This window comes from Pseudomonas sp. FG29, from assembly GCF_057809355.1.
The window spans coordinates 1-16,058 of sequence record NZ_JBMDJU010000032.1; the positions used below are offsets into that span (position 1 = coordinate 1).

The 16,058-nt window shown below is 62.9% G+C and carries 13 protein-coding genes; 12 read left to right on the forward strand and 1 reads right to left on the reverse strand.

From position 1 onward, the window contains the following. The first annotated feature begins 135 nt into the window (after positions 1-135). The 4 genes from ACODS1_RS21855 to ACODS1_RS21870 all read left to right on the forward strand — a co-directional run bounded on the left by ACODS1_RS21855 (position 136) and on the right by ACODS1_RS21870 (position 4,233). Entirely contained in the window at positions 136-567 is a 432-nt protein-coding gene (locus ACODS1_RS21855) for a nuclear transport factor 2 family protein (protein ID WP_489087306.1), read from the forward strand. A 230-nt stretch (positions 568-797) separates the two neighbouring features. Next, entirely contained in the window at positions 798-2,162 is a 1,365-nt protein-coding gene (locus ACODS1_RS21860; protein ID WP_489087307.1) for a chromosome partitioning protein ParA, read from the forward strand. A 2-nt stretch (positions 2,163-2,164) separates the two neighbouring features. Next, positions 2,165-3,130 carry a 1-aminocyclopropane-1-carboxylate deaminase/D-cysteine desulfhydrase gene (locus tag ACODS1_RS21865; protein WP_489087308.1) on the forward strand — a complete coding sequence of 322 codons (966 nt, stop codon included), beginning with the start codon at positions 2,165-2,167 and terminating at the stop codon, positions 3,128-3,130. Continuing rightward, complete coding sequence (locus tag ACODS1_RS21870) at positions 3,127-4,233, forward strand: cyclic nucleotide-binding domain-containing protein (RefSeq protein ID WP_489087309.1); 1,107 nt, start codon at positions 3,127-3,129, stop codon at positions 4,231-4,233. Before ACODS1_RS21865 ends, ACODS1_RS21870 begins: the two co-directional genes overlap by 4 nt. Before the next feature lie 6 nt (positions 4,234-4,239). On the opposite strand, the gene ACODS1_RS21875 is transcribed toward ACODS1_RS21870, so the two are convergent. Then, complete coding sequence (locus tag ACODS1_RS21875) at positions 4,240-5,166, reverse strand: DUF1853 family protein (RefSeq protein ID WP_489087310.1); 927 nt, start codon at positions 5,164-5,166, stop codon at positions 4,240-4,242. Positions 5,167-5,251: 85 nt separating this feature from the next. Here ACODS1_RS21875 and ACODS1_RS21880 point away from each other — a divergent pair, with 85 nt between their 5' ends. The 8 genes from ACODS1_RS21880 (at position 5,252) to ACODS1_RS21915 (ending at position 15,876) form a co-directional block, all read left to right on the forward strand. After that, entirely contained in the window at positions 5,252-6,139 is an 888-nt protein-coding gene (locus ACODS1_RS21880) for an NAD(+) kinase (protein WP_106735531.1), read from the forward strand. Then, complete coding sequence (locus ACODS1_RS21885) at positions 6,140-7,114, forward strand: metallophosphoesterase (protein ID WP_489087311.1); 975 nt, start codon at positions 6,140-6,142, stop codon at positions 7,112-7,114. Then, positions 7,111-7,971 (forward strand): rhomboid family intramembrane serine protease, encoded by an 861-nt coding sequence (locus ACODS1_RS21890; protein WP_489087312.1) that lies wholly within the window; start codon positions 7,111-7,113, stop codon positions 7,969-7,971. Before ACODS1_RS21885 ends, ACODS1_RS21890 begins: the two co-directional genes overlap by 4 nt. Positions 7,972-8,060: 89 nt before the next feature. Continuing rightward, complete coding sequence (locus ACODS1_RS21895; RefSeq protein ID WP_125880259.1) at positions 8,061-8,324, forward strand: YeaC family protein; 264 nt, start codon at positions 8,061-8,063, stop codon at positions 8,322-8,324. Next, positions 8,324-9,160, forward strand: coding sequence for a DUF2797 domain-containing protein (locus tag ACODS1_RS21900; protein ID WP_489087313.1), 837 nt, complete (start codon positions 8,324-8,326; stop codon positions 9,158-9,160). The genes ACODS1_RS21895 and ACODS1_RS21900 overlap by 1 nt, the downstream gene beginning before the upstream one ends. Positions 9,161-9,211: 51 nt before the next feature. Beyond that, a complete protein-coding gene (pepN, locus tag ACODS1_RS21905) occupies positions 9,212-11,869 on the forward strand; it encodes an aminopeptidase N (protein WP_489087314.1) in 2,658 nt (885 codons plus the stop codon). A 491-nt stretch (positions 11,870-12,360) separates the two neighbouring features. Further along, on the forward strand, positions 12,361-14,439 hold the full coding sequence (locus ACODS1_RS21910) for a DUF1302 domain-containing protein (protein ID WP_489087315.1): 2,079 nt from the start codon (positions 12,361-12,363) through the stop codon (positions 14,437-14,439). 66 nt (positions 14,440-14,505) lie between these two features. Then, positions 14,506-15,876 carry a DUF1329 domain-containing protein gene (locus ACODS1_RS21915; protein WP_322979233.1) on the forward strand — a complete coding sequence of 457 codons (1,371 nt, stop codon included), beginning with the start codon at positions 14,506-14,508 and terminating at the stop codon, positions 15,874-15,876. The last annotated feature ends 182 nt before the right edge of the window (positions 15,877-16,058 follow it).

Genomic DNA, 16,058 nt, shown 5'->3' on the forward strand with positions numbered 1-16,058 from the left:
GGCCTATCCCAGGTTTATCTCACGGACTCCCCTGGGTTTATCTCGTTCCCTCTCACGATGGCAACGCAGGTAGTTTTTAGAAGTGGCCTTGTGCGGGGCGCGTTCTATGTGGCTGACAATAACAAGGAGAAGCCCATGTCCCTCAACGCACAATTGCAACCCGCCGCAGCAGCCAGCCTCGAACGCTGGCACCAGCTCATCGCCGCCAAGGATCTCAGCGCCTTGCCCGAGTTGCTGCATCCGCAGGCGGTGTTCCGCTCACCCATGGCATACAGCCCGTACCCGGGTGCGCAGGCGGTCAATCTGATCCTCAATACCGTGCTTCAGGTATTCGAGGATTTTGCCTATCACCGCGAGCTGGCCACGGCTGATGGCCTCAATGTGGTGCTGGAGTTCTCCGCCCGCGTGGGCGAGCGTGAGCTGAAGGGCATCGACATGATCCGTTTCGATGAGGCAGGGCGCATCGTCGAGTTCGAGGTGATGGTGCGGCCGATGAGTGGGCTGCAGGCCCTGGGCGCGGAGATGGCGCAACGCCTGGCGCCGTTTCTGAAGGCGGCCAAGGGTTGACGGACGTCCCTGGCCGCCACTCTGCATAGCGGATTCATCACAGTTTTGCGCCGCCGTCGGTCAATCTCCGCCAGCGCGCCGAGTTCGTGCTAACCGAGTCACATTGCCGCGGTTGCGTTTTCCCCTAGACTTGCCCCATCACTCAAGGACGACGTCTGCGCCAGAGCCCATGCTGCCCTGGCGCATGGCGCCGTGCGCGCATATTTCCCGGTTGGGTCAGAGGGGCATCGATGAGCATGCAGAACAAGCCGCAGATGGTGGAAGCCGTGATGTTCTTCAGCGATCGCGGCATCTGCAAGCAGATGCTCTACCCGGAGTTCGAGGCCTTGCTCGATGGCGTGGTGAACATGCCCGAGTTCGCCGACGAGCAGATGCGTGTGGTCTATGCGGTCATCAACCCGCGCCTGATGGTCAAGGCGGCGGTGTTCTTCTATCTCGACTTCGACGAGGACGGCCGTCCGGATCGCGGCTGGAACCTGCCACTGCAGCACTTGGCCGACCGCTCTGGGCGCGGACCTGACATGGGCGCCGGGCCGATTCGCCTGGCGTGCCGCAGTCAGTGCCCGGTGTCCTGGCATCAGATGCATCTGTGGGATCCCAGCCTGGCACCGGGGCAGAACGACCTGGTGCTGCTGCGCGATGCGGTCAAGCGCAATCAGCTTGGCCTGCTGGTCGAGGAGGATGCGCCCGCAGTGGCCCCCGAGCGTTTGCAGGTCGCCTCCGAAGACAAGTGGTACGCGGCCGATCCGGCCAAGGAAGTGGCCGAGCAACTGGCCAAGAAGATGGATCAGGAGCACCGCGCCAAGACCGCGCAACTGATCAAGCAGCAGCGCTTACGCATCGCCAGCCTGGCCCAGCAGCACGAAGAGGAACTGGCCAAGTTCAAGCTGGCCGCCGAGGAGCAGACCGCACGGCTGCGGGCGCAACTGCAGGGCATGCAGCAGGCACTGCGGCAGCAGGAGGAACTCAACGCCAGCCTCAAGGCGCAACTGGCGGCGCAGGCCGATAGCTATCAGCGCAGTCGGGAGGAACTGGCCCAGCAACTGCAGGCGGTGCAGCGCCATGGGCGTACCGAGAGCGATATCCTGCGGGCCCAGTTCGAGGCCGAGCTGCAGGCCAAGGTGGCGGCGGCGGTGGCCGATTACCGCGAGCAGGTGTCGGTGCGCGATGTCGAGCTGGCCTATTGCAGCGAACTCGAGGCGCAGTTGCAGGCGCAAATCACGCGCCTGCAAGCCGAGCGTGACAGCCTCGCCGGCCAGAGCGGGGATCAGGTGCTGGAGCGTTTGGCCCGGCTGGGCGTGGTGTTCGTGGTTTATCATCCGGGCGCAGGGCACCTGACCATCGCCCTGCAGGATGTCGCCCGCTACCAGGACAACCCCATGGCCTACGCTGCCGCCAAATGCTTCGTTTCCGAAGACCAATATCGTCGCTGGCTCGATCACTATCAGCAGCCCAGTTGCGATGCCGCGCTGGCCAGCGGTGAGCGCTGTGCGATCCCCATCGACCGGGTGGATACGCCCAGTCGCTTCGTGGTCGGCGAATCCAATTGCTGCTCCCGGCACAGGGCCAGCAGCCGACTGCGTACCGTCAGCTGATCTTGGTGCTCTCGCTACCTGACTGGCAGCCCCACGCGCCGCTGCAACGCATCCGTCTCGATTGGCTCGACGCCGCTGGCATCGAGTTGGCCTGTCTGCGCCTGGATCTGATCGATCCGCTGATCAGCGGCAACAAGTGGTTCAAGCTCGAACTGCAGTTGCGCGAGGCCAGCGCCGCTGGCGCGCTGGGCGTGATCAGCCTGGGTGGCGCGCATTCCAATCATTTGCATGCCCTGGCGGCGGCGGGCCGGCGTTTCGGTTTTGCCACAGTCGGTCTGCTGCGTGGTGATGCGCAGGCCACGCCGACCGTGCGCGACCTGCAGGCCTTCGGCATGCGCCTGCACTGGCTGAGCCACGGCGATTACCGCAAGCGCCATGACGCCGATTTCTGGGTGCCGTGGCTGGCGCGTTATCCGCGCTATCAGGCGATCAACGAGGGTGGGCTGGGGCTCGCCGGCGCCGAGGGGTGCCGGCAATTGGTGGCGATGGCCGAGGCCCAGCTCGCCGATCTCGGGTGGACGGATTTCCAGGGTTGGTGGCTGGCTGCCGGTACCGGTACCACGCTGGCCGGCTTGGTGCTGGCCGAGCAGGGGCGGCGACAGGTGCATGGCGCGCTGGCCGTGCCGGCCTCCTACGGCGTGCCCGAACAGGTTCGTACTCTGCTGCAGGCAGCCGGGCAGGATGACCTGGGCTACCGTTTACTGAAGGCGGCGCGTGGCGGCTTTGCGCGGGTGGACGAGGAGCTCGTGGCCTTTATCGTCGCGACCGAGCGCGCTGGCGGCCTGCCATTGGAGCCGCTCTATACCGGCAAGGCACTGCTGGCATTGCGGCAGCAGGTGCAGGCCGGTTACTTTGCTCGCGGCAGCCGCCTGATCTTCGTCCATACCGGTGGTTTGCAAGGGCGACGGGCATCGCTTGCCCCGCGCGCTGACTACACTGAAATCCAGAGCCTGGATGCCATCATATGACCGACCCGCTCACCCCTGAACAACTGCGCAGCCTGACGCCGCTCAACGTACTCTCCGAGCTGCAGTGGCGTGAATTGCGCGGCCAGCTCGTGCCGCAGCCCCTGCTGGCCGGGCAGTTGCTGTTTCGGCGGGGCGATCAGGCGCGCATGACTTATTACCTGCTGGCCGGCGAGCTGTCGCTGCAGGGCGATAGTCTGCCGCAGCATCTGGTGGCGGGCAGTGCCGCCAGTTGCCACCCCATTTCGCCCAGCCTGCCACGTCTGCATGAGGCCATGGCCATCACCGATGCCAGCGTGCTGGCGATCGACAGTGTCGTGCTCAACCGCATGCTGACCTGGCGCCTGAGCTATCAGGATCTGCTGCTGGCGCTGGAGCAGGGCGGTGAAGAGGTCGAATGGCTCGAACAACTGCTGGAAAATCCGCTGTTCGCCAAGGTGCCGCCGGCCAATATCCAGGCCATGCTGGCCCGCCTGCAGCGCCTGGAGCTACCCGCCGGCAGTCAGGTACTGGCCGAGGGTGAGGCGGGGGATTGCTGCTTTTTCCTGCGCAGTGGTCGTGCCGAGGTGATGCGTGGCGCCGGCAGCGATAGCCAGGTGCTGGCCGAGCTGGAAGTGGGTGCCTGCTTCGGTGAAGAAGCGCTGCTGTCGGACCGTCCGCGCAACGCAACGGTGACCATGATCGAAGAGGGCAGCGTGCTGCGCCTCGATCGCCAGGACTTCTTCGCCCTGCTCAAGGCGCCGGTGGTGGCCGAAGTGTCACTGGGTGAAGCCTCGCGGCTGCTCAGCCAGGGCGGGCAGTGGCTGGATGTGCGCCTGCAGGAAGAATACGAGCGGGCGCATGCCCTGGAGTCGTTGCACATGCCGTTGCAACTGCTGCGCCTGAAAGCCCGTTTGCTGGATCGCTCGCGTACCTACCTGTGCTACTGCGACAGCGGCAAACGCAGCGCCAGTGCGGTGTTCCTGCTGACGCAGCTCGGCTATAGCGTCTATGCCCTGCGTGACGGGCTCGATGCCCTGCCAGCGGTACAGCGCGATGCGCTGCTGTGCGAGAGTGGCGCGGGCTATCTGGCGCGTTCGGGTGGGCGTACCGAGCGCAGCCGCTGAACTGGCTCAGGCCTCTGGCCACTGGTCGCTGACCAGAAACACCCGCTCCACCTCCTGCCAGGCGCCTGCCTGATCCTCTTCCAGGCGCACCAGCAGGTGCGCGCCGGCCTGTGCCGCTAGCGTGTCCAGCCATGGCTGAAAAGTCTCGCCTGACCAGCGCTCGCTGGCGTTCACCCGTGCAGGCGCCAGCCAGGCCAGCCTGGGTAGCGGTTGCCAGCAGGCATCAGGATGAGGCGCCGTGAAGGTGGCCCAATCGCGCCGATGCAGCCACTGGCCGCGCAGGTGCGCGGGATTGGCGCCGTTCGGTGGTGTGCAGCCTTGCGGCCAGGGTTGGAACAGGTAGCCGCCCAGCCAGAAGGCCGCTGTCGTTGCGTTCATCTGCACATCGTGCAAAACGCTGCGCGCCTCGCGCCGTGAGGACAGCGGAAGCTGGTGCTGGGCCAGGTGAGTGAGCTTGAGATCGAGGCGGTCGTGGCTACCGGGGCCGAGCCAGCGCGCTGCATCGCCACCGTTGCCATCGCTGGGGCCGAGGTAGAACTTCACCGCCAGCTCCAGGTGGTGCTCGCCTTCGTCGTCGCGCAGCAGCAGATCCAGCTCGCCCAGCGTCTGCCCGTTCTGGCGAATCGGCAGGTTGTAGGCAACGACGTCCACGTCAGGCGCGGCGCGCAGGGCGAATTGCCAGAGCCGCTCGTAATACAGGCCGAGGCGATGGGCCGGCTTGTGCGCCAGCCAGGCCAGCAACTCGTCGGGCGCGCGATCCTGCTCATGCAGCCAGTCGAGCAGGCGTTCGGGCTCACGGTGCCAGCGGCTGGCCTGCAGCGGATGGCGTTGCGGTCTGGCAGTCTGGCTCAGCAAGGGCGGCGACAGCAGCGTCCAGACCAGATCGCGCACGGCAGGCGTGTGCAGCGCTTGCAACAAGGAGGTGGCTATCATGGGCCCGAGCATAGCGCGGTTTGCTGCGGCCCAGAGCTTTGGCCGATAATCCCTGTTCGTTTCTTATCTGTCTGGCGGGAGTCCCATGGAGCAATTTCGCAATGTCGGCATCATCGGGCGCCTGGGTAGCACGCGGGTGCTGGAAACCGTGCGGCGGCTCAAGCGCTTTCTGATCGACCGCCATCTGCATGTGATCCTCGAAGACACCATCGCCGACCTGCTGCCCGGCCACGGCCTGCAGACCTCGTCGCGCAAGATGCTCGGCGAGGTCTGCGACCTGGTCATCGTCGTCGGCGGCGATGGCAGCATGCTCGGCGCAGCGCGCGCCCTGGCGCGGCACAAGGTGCCGGTGCTGGGGATCAACCGTGGCAGCCTGGGCTTTCTCACCGACATCCGCCCTGACGAGCTTGAACTCAAGGTGGCGCAGGTGCTCGAAGGGCAATACCTGACCGAAAATCGCTTCCTGCTCGAGGCCGAAGTGCGCCGTCAGGGCGAGGCCATCGGCCAGGGCGACGCGCTCAATGATGTAGTCCTGCACCCCGGCAAGTCGACGCGGATGATCGAGTTCGAGCTGTACATCGATGGCCAGTTCGTCTGCAGCCAGAAGGCCGACGGCCTGATCGTCGCCACGCCCACCGGCTCGACCGCCTATGCGCTGTCCGCTGGCGGGCCGATCATGCACCCCAAGCTCGACGCCATCGTGGTGGTGCCGATGTACCCGCACACCCTGTCCAGCCGGCCCATCGTGGTCGACGGCAACAGCGAGCTGAAGGTGGTGGTGTCGGCGGACATGACCATTTACCCGCAGGTGTCCTGCGATGGTCAGAACCATTTCACCTGCGCGCCGGGCGACACTCTGCACGTGGCCAAGAAGGCGCAGAAGTTGCGCCTGATCCATCCGCTGGATCACAACTACTACGAGGTCTGCCGCACCAAGCTGGGTTGGGGCAGCCGCCTGGGAGGGCAGGACTGAATGTCCCTCGACCCCCATCGTGGCTATGACCTGATCGGTGATATCCACGGTTGTGCGCGCACCCTCGAACGCCTGCTCGAACGCCTGGGTTACAGCCGGCAGAGCGGTGTGTGGCGCCATCCGACGCGCATGGTGATCTTCCTCGGTGACCTGGTCGACCGCGGCCCCGGCATTCGCGAAGCCCTGCACCTAGTGCACGATATGGTCAGCGCCGGCCAGGCGCTGTGCATCATGGGCAACCACGAATTCAACGCCTTGGGTTGGAGCACGCCGGCGCCGCCGGGTAGTGGCCGCCAGTACGTGCGTGATCACAGCCCACGGCATCAGCGCCTGATGCGCGAGACATTGGCGCAGTTCGAGGCCCATCCGCAGGAATGGCGCGAATTCCTGCGCTGGTTCTACGAGATGCCGTTGTTCCTCGACGCCGGGCGCTTCCGCGTCGTACATGCCTGCTGGGATGCCGAACTGATCGCGCCATTGCAGGCGCAATTCCCCGATGGCTGCATCGACGAGCATTTCCTCCAGGCCTCCGCCGTGCCCGGCAGCTTTGCCAACATGGCGCTGGATCGCCTGCTGCGCGGCACCGACATGCGCCTGCCGCACGGCCTGACCCTGACCAGTGGTGACGGTTTCACCCGTTCCTATTTCCGCACCAAGTTCTGGGAAGAAGACCCGCAGACCTATGGCGATATCGTCTTCCAGCCCGATGCCCTGCCGGAACTTGCCGCGCAGACGCCGCTCACCGAACTGCAGAAGGACGAGTTGCTGCGCTATGGCGCGCACGAACCGCTGCTGTTCGTCGGCCACTACTGGCGACGTGGCAAACCCGCGCCGATTCGGCCCAACCTGGCCTGCCTGGATTACAGCGCAGTGGTGGGCGGCCGGCTGGTGGCTTACCGCCTGGATCAGGAAACGCGTCTGGATGCGGCTAAATTCGTCTGGGTCGACGTCGACCCGCAGGAGGCGCCGCGATGACGGCTATCGTTGTACTACGGGCACCGCTGGATACCGATCTGAGCGGATTCGTCGCGCTGCTGCAACGTTTGCGCGTGCCGCACCGGGTGGCGGAAGAGGGTGGTGAGCAGGTGTTGTGGGTACCTGGCGAAGAACTCGCCGTGCAGGTGCGCGAACTGTATGCCCGTCACCCGCAGGGCGATGCCGGCGCCGAGTTGCCGGCAAGCGTTGCGCCTGTGCGGGAGAGCTTCTTCAGCCAGCTGCGCCGCAGTCCGGTCACGGCGCTGGTGCTTTTGGCGACCTTTATCGTCTTCGCTGTGACCCTGGCAGGCGAGAATTTTTCCGCGATCCGCTGGCTGAGCTTCGTCGACTTTCGTATCGACGGTGAAAGCCTCTACCTCAATTACCTGGATGCGACCCTGAGCAGCGGCCAGTGGTGGCGGCTGATCACGCCGATGCTGATCCATTTCGGCTGGCTGCACCTGGCGATGAACAGCCTGTGGTACTGGGAGCTGGGGCGGCGTATCGAGTTTCGCCAGGGCGCCGTCGGTTTGCTCGGGCTGACCCTGCTGTTCGGCCTGGCGTCGAACTTCGCCCAATACTGGTGGGCCGGCCCGTCGTTGTTCGGTGGTTTGTCCGGCGTGCTTTACGGCCTGCTCGGGCATTGCTGGATCTACCAGCGTCTGGCGCCTAACGCTGCGTATCGTTTGCCGCCCGGCGTGCTGGTGATGATGCTGATCTGGCTGGTGGTCTGCATGACCGGCATCTTCGAAACGCTGGGTGTGGGTGCCATTGCCAACGGCGCGCATGTCGGTGGCCTGCTCACCGGCTGCCTGACCGGGCTGCTTGGCGGTATGCTGGCCCGACGTAGCGCTTGATCCGACTTTAGACCTGTAGGGCGGGTACAACCCGCCTCTTCAGTGTTTCGGCGGGTTTCACCCGCCCTACGATTTATCTGGAGACCTGTATGTCGTCCTTTCTCGATGCGATTGAAAACATCACCCCGGAAATCTACGAGAGCCTCAAGCTGGCCGTGGAAATCGGCAAATGGCCAGACGGCCGCAAGCTGACTCAGGAGCAGAAGGAGCTGAGCCTGCAGGCGATGATCGCCTGGGAAATGCAGAACCTGCCCGAGGAAGAGCGCACCGGCTACATGGGTGAGCAAGCGTGCAAGTCCAAGTCCGAGCCGGTACCGAACCTGCTGTTCAGCTCTTCGGATACCCTGCACTGATGGCTGAGTTGGGACGTGGCTCGCTGAGCAAGATGAAGGCGCATCTGGATGCGCCGGTGCAGTACGCCTTTCGCCTGGGCGATGAGGAGGTGCCGGTCAATCCGCTGGTGGGCAAGCACCTGCGCCTGGAATACCTCGGCGCCATCCATTGCAGCCATTGCGGGCGCAAGACCAAGACCAGTTTCAGCCAGGGCTACTGCTACCCCTGCATGCAGAAGCTGGCGCAGTGCGACGTCTGCATCATGAGTCCGGAGAAGTGTCACTACGACGCCGGCACCTGCCGCGAGCCGAGCTGGGGCGAGCAGTTCTGCATGACCGACCACATCGTCTACCTGGCCAACTCCAGTGGCGTGAAGGTTGGCATCACCCGCGCCACTCAGGTGCCGACGCGCTGGATCGACCAGGGCGCGACCCAGGCATTGCCCATTTTGCGCGTGGCCACCCGGCAGCAGTCCGGCTTCGTCGAAGATCTGTTGCGTAGCCAGGTGGCGGACAAGACCAACTGGCGCGCGCTGCTCAAGGGCGACGCCGCGCCGGTCGATCTGCTGGCGATTCGTGAGCAACTGTTCGACAGCTGTGGCGCGGGCATCAGCGAGCTGCAGCAGCGCTTCGGCCTGCAGGCCATTCAGCCGCTGTCCGCTGCCGAGGTGCTGGAAATTCGCTATCCCATCGAGGCCTACCCGGCCAAGATCAGCAGCTTCAACCTGGACAAGTTGCCCCTGGCCGAAGGTACCCTGCTCGGTATCAAGGGCCAGTACCTGATGTTCGACACCGGCGTGATCAATATCCGCAAGTACACCGCCTATCAGTTGGCCATCCACGAGATCGCCGCCTGACACCCGATTGCCACCGGCGCCCGAGGCGCCGCAGACGAGAGGCCAAGAGCCATGCGCACCGAACAATCCAAGACTATCTACCTGAAGGACTATCAGGTTCCCGATTACCTGATCGACGAGACCCACCTGACCTTCGAGCTGTTCGAGGATCACAGCCTGGTGCATGCGCAGCTCGTAATGCGGCGCAACCCGGAGGCGGGCGCCGGCTTGCCCAAGCTCGTACTGGATGGCCAGCAGCTTGAACTGTTGCACCTCAAGCTCGACGACCGTGAGCTGAGCGCGGGCGATTACACCCTGACCGACAGCCATCTGACCCTGCAGCCGACGCAAGACAGCTTTGTAGTCGACAGCACGGTACGCATCCACCCGGAAAGCAACACCGCACTGGAGGGGCTGTACAAGTCCAGCGGCATGTTCTGCACCCAGTGCGAGGCCGAGGGTTTCCGCAAGATCACTTTCTACCTCGACCGCCCGGACGTGATGAGCACGTTCACCACCACGGTCAGCGCCGAGCAGCATGCCTACCCGGTGCTCTTGTCCAACGGCAACCCGATTGCCAGCGGCAGCGAGGAGGGCGGTCGTCATTGGGCGACCTGGGAAGACCCGTTCAAGAAGCCGGCCTACCTGTTCGCCCTGGTCGCCGGTGATCTCTGGTGCGTGGAAGACAGCTTCACCACCATGAGCAACCGTGAAGTGGCGCTGCGCATCTATGTCGAGCCGGAAAACATCGACAAGGTGCAGCACGCCATGGACAGCCTCAAGCGCTCGATGAAGTGGGACGAGGAGGTTTACGGCCGCGAATACGACCTGGACATCTTCATGATCGTTGCGGTCAACGACTTCAACATGGGCGCCATGGAGAACAAGGGCCTCAACATCTTCAACTCCAGCTGCGTGCTGGCCAAGGCCGAGACCGCCACCGATGCCGCGCATCAGCGCGTTGAAGCGGTGGTGGCGCACGAGTACTTCCACAACTGGTCGGGCAACCGCGTGACCTGCCGCGACTGGTTCCAGCTGTCGCTCAAGGAAGGCTTCACCGTGTTCCGCGACAGCGAGTTCTCTGCCGACACCCACTCGCGCACGGTCAAACGCATCGAGGACGTGGCCTACCTGCGCACCCACCAGTTCGCCGAGGACGCCGGCCCCATGGCTCACCCGGTGCGCCCGGATGCGTACATGGAAATCTCCAACTTCTACACCCTGACCATCTACGAGAAGGGTGCCGAAGTGCTGCGCATGATTCACACCCTGCTCGGGCCGGAGCTGTTCCGCAAGGGCTCGGATCTGTACTTCGAGCGCCACGACGGCCAGGCCGTGACCTGCGATGACTTCGTCAAGGCCATGGAGGATGCCAGTGGCATCGACCTGACCCAGTTCAAGCGCTGGTACACCCAGGCCGGCACGCCGCGCCTGGCAGTCAGCGAAGACTATGATGCCGCCGCACAGACCTACAGCCTGACCTTCCGCCAGAGTTGCCCGGCGACGCCGGGGCAGAGCGAGAAGCTGCCGTTCGTGATTCCCGTGGCACTCGGCCTGCTCGATGCCAAGGGCAACGAGCTGCCGCTGCGCCTGCCGGGTGAAAGCGCCGCACAGGGCACCAGCCGCGTACTGTCGGTAACCGAAGCCGAGCAGACCTTCATCTTCGAAGGCATCGCCGAGCAACCGCTGCCGTCCCTGCTGCGCGGCTTCAGCGCGCCGGTCAAGCTGAGCTTCCCCTACAGCCGCGACCAACTGATGTTCCTTATGCAGCACGACAGCGACGGTTTCAACCGCTGGGAGGCCGGCCAGCAGTTGTCCGTGCAGGTATTGCAGGAACTGATCGGCCAGTACCAGCGTGGTGAGGAGATGATGCTCGATCAGCGCCTGGTCGCCGCGCTGCGCACCTTGCTGGAAGACGATTCGCTGGATCAGGCGATGGTCGCCGAGATGCTCTCGCTGCCGGGCGAAGCCTATCTCACCGAGATCAGCGAAGTGGCCGATGTCGAGGCCATCCACGCCGCGCGTGAGTTCGCCCGCCTGCAACTGGCGGATGCGCTCTATGCACCGCTGCTCGCGCGTTACCAGGCCAACCGCGAAATCTCCAAAACCACGCCATATGTGGCCGAGGCTGCGCACTTCGCCCGTCGCAGTTTGCAGAACATCGCACTGTCCTACCTGATGCTCAGCGAGAAGCCTGAAGTGCTGGCGGCCTGCGTCGAGCAGTTCGATAGCGCTGACAACATGACCGAACGCCTGACCGCGCTGGCGGTGCTGGTCAACTCACCGTTCGAGGTCGAGCGCAGCCAGGCGCTGGCGAGCTTCGCCGAGTTCTTCAAGGACAACGCGCTGGTCATGGATCAGTGGTTCAGCGTGCAGGCGTCCAGCACCCTGCCGGGCGGCCTGGCCCGCGTACAGGCGCTGATGCAGCATGAAGCCTTTACCCTGAAGAACCCGAACAAGGTGCGCGCGCTGATCGGCGCCTTCGCCAACCAGAACCTGATCAACTTCCATCAGGCCGATGGGTCGGGCTATCGCTTCCTGGCTGATCAGGTGATCACCCTCAACGCCCTCAACCCGCAGATTGCCTCGCGCCTGCTGGCGCCGCTGACCCGCTGGCGCAAGTACGCGCCAGCTCGCCAGGCACTGATGAAGGTCGAGCTGGAGCGCATTCTCGCCTCCGGTGAGCTGTCCAGCGATGTCTACGAAGTGGTGAGCAAGAGCCTCGCCTGATTCGTTAGCCGCTACCCCGCGCTGCAATTCGAGAAAGTGTTACCGGTCTCTGACTGGTAACACTTTTTTGTTACCTAATCGAATAAGCTTACGAGCGAAATACGTCCTGCTCGCTTAAGGTTGGGGGCTGGCGCTTGACCCGCGCAGTTTCTCGTGACTGCGAATCGCGCTAAAGCATGATGAGGAGGGGGAAGGCTGTCGGATCGTCGGACAATAATCGGCGTCTCGACAGAAAAAACTGGCTGATTGGTCAGTGAATGATCAGTCACACCTGTCATTGATACGGACAGGCTCTGGCATGCGTCCTGGCGCTAATACGAACGTTTGATTTGGCATCATGGTTGCAGCGTCAGCGACGCTTGGTTCGAGTGGCCTTCGAGGGCTGACGGACAAATAACAATGAATCGGATCGATCAAGCCGCCGCAGTGCGGTCCAAAGCGCCCACTGATCATGGGCCCACAAAAAGAACTACCCGCGGAGTAATGTCTCGATGGAAATCACCACCCGTAAACCCATTTTGCGTTTCGCGCCGGCCAAGGCCGGCTTCGCTTTCGCTGGTGTGCTGCCGCTGCTGGTGGCCGTTCAGGCGCAGGCTGTGGAATTCAGCTTCGCCGACAACGAAGTGACCGGCTCCATCGATACCACGGTTTCCTACGGCCAGCTGTGGCGCGTCCAGGGCCAGGACAAGACCAACGACGACATCAACACCAATGACGGTAACCGTAACTTCGATACCGGCCTGGTTTCCGAAGTGTTCAAGGTGACTTCCGATCTGGAAATGTCCTACCAGAACTACGGCATGTTCGTTCGTGGCACGGCGTTCTATGACACCCAGATCATGGACAAGCGCAACGACTATTACGACGCCAACTCCCCGGCCCAGCCGAGCCAGAGTTACCCGCGCGATAGCAGCTTCACCTATGAAACCCGCCACAAGGCAGGTCGTGACGCGCAGATTCTCGATGCCTATGTTTACGGCAACTGGGATGTCGCCGAGATGCCGGTCACCGGTCGCCTGGGTCGTCAGGTGTTCAACTGGGGTGAAGGCCTGTTCTATCGCGGCGGCATCAACACCACCAACCCGGTGGACGCTGCCAAGTTCCGCCTGCCGGGCTCGGAAGTGAAGGAAGTGCTGGTGCCGGTTGAGGCGCTGAGCTTCAACATCGGCCTGACCGACAACCTGTCGATGGAGACTTTCTATCAGTTCAACTGGAAAGAATCGGCTATCGATCCGGTGGGCACCTACTTCTCCGAGACCGATCTGTTTGCGGATGGCGGCAATACTGCCTATTCCACTCAGCCTCGACTGACCCCCTTGGCGGGCTTGTACTCCGGCCTTAGCAACGCTGGGGCAGGTGGACTACAGGGTGGGCGAACCGTTGATGCAAATGGCAACATCAAAGTTGCGAGTGTCGGCCCCGACATCAACGCAAAGAATGATGGCCAGTTTGGTGTCGCTTTCCGTTATATCGCGGAAGAGCTCAACTCCACTGAGTTCGGCTTCTACTTCGTCAATTATCACGCTAAAGAGCCGACCATCTACGCGGATTTGGGCGCTTATGAGGGGCTGGATCTTGCGGCTATCGGCGCTGCTGCAGGCGCTCAGTTGGATCCTTTAGTTCGTCAGGGTGTAGTTGCTGGCGTACAGCAGAATATAAACCCGGCATTTACTGCTGGGATGCTGGACAGCATCATCAGTGCAGGTGCGGATGGTACTACGCTGGGTAGCATACCAACCGAGCAGGCGATTCTTGGGCAGTATCAGACTCAGTTGGGTAGCGCTGCGACCAATGCTGCAGGCGGCCTCGCAACCATCGACGTAGCCAACCAAGTCAACGCTCGCCGCGAGTACGCCGAAGACGTCCGTATGTATGGTATGAGCTTCAACACCACCGTGGGCAATGCCTCGGTATTCGGTGAGCTGGCCTATCGCCCCAATCTGCCGATCGGCATCGCAGCTACCAACGACCTGCTGGGTGATCTGTTGACCCAGGCTCCGCAGCTGGCAAACGGCCAGGTCGTCAATATCGGTGGTCAGCAGGTGCAGCTGGGCGACCAGATCCATAACTACAAGCGTGTAGAGGCCTTCAATACCTCGCTGGGTACCATCTACAACTTTGGCCCGACCATGAGCTTCGACTCGTTGTTCGGTATTGCCGAACTGGCCTCCGAGCACCTGCGCGGCGACAGCCTGCAGTACAGCTCGCCGACCGGTAACCGCTACTTCGCTGGTCGTGGTAATGGCTCCTACATCTCTGGCTACGATCGCGACGATCAGGTCAACAAGAACGCCTACGGCTACACCCTGATGATGTCGGGTACCTGGAATGACGTTTACGCAGGGGTCAACCTGTCGCCGTTCGCCGTGTTCAAGCACGACTTCGAAGGTAACTCGCATCAGACCGGCAACTTCGTCGAAGGCCGCAAGGCCTACACCCTGGGTCTGCGTGCCAGCTACCTGAGCAGCCTGGAAGCCGAGATTCAGTACACCGAGTTCTATGGCGCCGGCCAGAACAACGCGATGCGTGACCGCGACAACATCGGCGTCAACGTCAAGTACTCCTTCTAAGCCTTATAAACAGAAAAGGGCCGGGCGCCAGGTGCGCCCGGCTGCAATCCCTCACGGAGAAATACCATGCTGATCAAGCGCAGGCTCATGGCTGTAGCCGTTGCCCTGGCATTTTCTGCCGGTAGCGCAATGGCTGCCGTTTCCTCTCAGGATGCGGCCAAGCTCGGCACTACCCTGACTCCTTTCGGTGCCGAAAAAGCCGGCAATGCCGCTGGCACCATCCCGGAATGGACTGGCGGTATCACCCAGGCCCCGGCTGGCTATCAAGGTTCGGGTCATCACCACGTCGACCCGTTCCCGCAAGACAAGCCGCTGTTCACCATCACCGCGGCCAACCTGAGCCAGTACGAGGCCAATCTGACTCCGGGCCAGATCGCCCTGTTCAAGGCCTATCCGGACACCTACCAGATGCCGGTCTACCAGACCCGTCGCTCCGGTTCCGCGCCGCAGTGGGTCTATGACAACACCATCAAGAACGCGACCACGGCCAAGCTGGTCGATGGTGGCAACGGCTTCACCGATGCCTATGGCGGCATCCCGTTCCCGATCCCGCAGAGCGGTGTCGAGGCGCTCTGGAACCACATCGCCCGCTACCGGGGTACCTACGTGGTGCGTCGTGCTTCGGAAGTCGCGGTACAGCGCAATGGTGCCTACACCCTGGTGACCTCGCAGCAGGAAGCGCTGTTCAAGTACTACGTGCAGAACGGCTCGTTCGCTGGCCTGAACAACATCATGTTCTACTACCTGTCCTTCACCACCAGCCCGGCACGTCTGGCCGGTGGTGCGGTGCTGGTGCACGAGACCCTGGATCAGGTCAAGGAGCCGCGTCAGGCCTGGGGTTACAACGCCGGTCAGCGCCGCGTACGTCGCGCCCCGAACCTGGCCTATGACACCCCGATCGCTGCCGCCGACGGCCTGCGTACCGCCGACGACACCGACATGTTCAACGGCGCGCCGGATCGTTATGACTGGAAGCTGGTGGGCAAGAAGGAAATCTACATCCCGTACAACAACTACAAGGTCACCAGCCCCGAGGTTAAGTACAAGGATCTGCTGCAGGTTGGCCATATCAACCCGGCATACACCCGCAACGAACTGCACCGCGTCTGGGTCGTCGAGGGCACGCTGAAATCCGGCGCCCGCCACATCTACTCCAAGCGCACCCTGTTCCTCGACGAGGACAGCTGGCAAGCCGCTGTGGTCGATCAGTACGACGGCCGTGGCGAGCTGTGGCGCGTATCCATCGCCTACCTGAAGAACTACTACGACCTGCCGACCACCTGGACGGCGCTCGACGTGTTCCACGATCTGCAGGCGCGTCGTTACCACGTGCAGAACCTCGACAACGAGGAGAACAGCACCATCGACTTCAGCCAGCCGATTCCGGACGACGGTTACTTCAAACCGGCCGCCCTGCGTCGCCGTGGTACACGCTGATTGCGATGTAGTTGAAGGAAAAGGCCGCTACAGTAGTAGCGGCCTTTTCGTATCAGCCTGACGAATAGCGCTCAATCACGCGGGTTTGCCTTAACAAAACATAACGTCGCACCGATTGTCAGGGCTTTCCGAAGCTCGCTAGGATGGGCTGTCTGTCAACTGACAGTACCGCCTATAACAAA

Excerpts from the sequence above, each read along its gene's own strand:
- ACODS1_RS21855 (WP_489087306.1), top strand. The coding sequence starts at position 136 with ATGTCCCTCAACGCACAATTGCAACCCGCCGCAGCAGCCAGCCTCGAA.
- ACODS1_RS21860 (WP_489087307.1), top strand. The coding sequence starts at position 798 with ATGAGCATGCAGAACAAGCCGCAGATGGTGGAAGCCGTGATGTTCTTC.
- ACODS1_RS21870 (WP_489087309.1), top strand. The coding sequence starts at position 3,127 with ATGACCGACCCGCTCACCCCTGAACAACTGCGCAGCCTGACGCCGCTC.
- ACODS1_RS21875 (WP_489087310.1), bottom strand. The coding sequence starts at position 5,166 with ATGATAGCCACCTCCTTGTTGCAAGCGCTGCACACGCCTGCCGTGCGC.
- ACODS1_RS21880 (WP_106735531.1), top strand. The coding sequence starts at position 5,252 with ATGGAGCAATTTCGCAATGTCGGCATCATCGGGCGCCTGGGTAGCACG.
- ACODS1_RS21885 (WP_489087311.1), top strand. The coding sequence starts at position 6,140 with ATGTCCCTCGACCCCCATCGTGGCTATGACCTGATCGGTGATATCCAC.
- ACODS1_RS21890 (WP_489087312.1), top strand. The coding sequence starts at position 7,111 with ATGACGGCTATCGTTGTACTACGGGCACCGCTGGATACCGATCTGAGC.
- ACODS1_RS21895 (WP_125880259.1), top strand. The coding sequence starts at position 8,061 with ATGTCGTCCTTTCTCGATGCGATTGAAAACATCACCCCGGAAATCTAC.
- ACODS1_RS21900 (WP_489087313.1), top strand. The coding sequence starts at position 8,324 with ATGGCTGAGTTGGGACGTGGCTCGCTGAGCAAGATGAAGGCGCATCTG.
- pepN (WP_489087314.1), top strand. The coding sequence starts at position 9,212 with ATGCGCACCGAACAATCCAAGACTATCTACCTGAAGGACTATCAGGTT.
- ACODS1_RS21910 (WP_489087315.1), top strand. The coding sequence starts at position 12,361 with ATGGAAATCACCACCCGTAAACCCATTTTGCGTTTCGCGCCGGCCAAG.
- ACODS1_RS21915 (WP_322979233.1), top strand. The coding sequence starts at position 14,506 with ATGCTGATCAAGCGCAGGCTCATGGCTGTAGCCGTTGCCCTGGCATTT.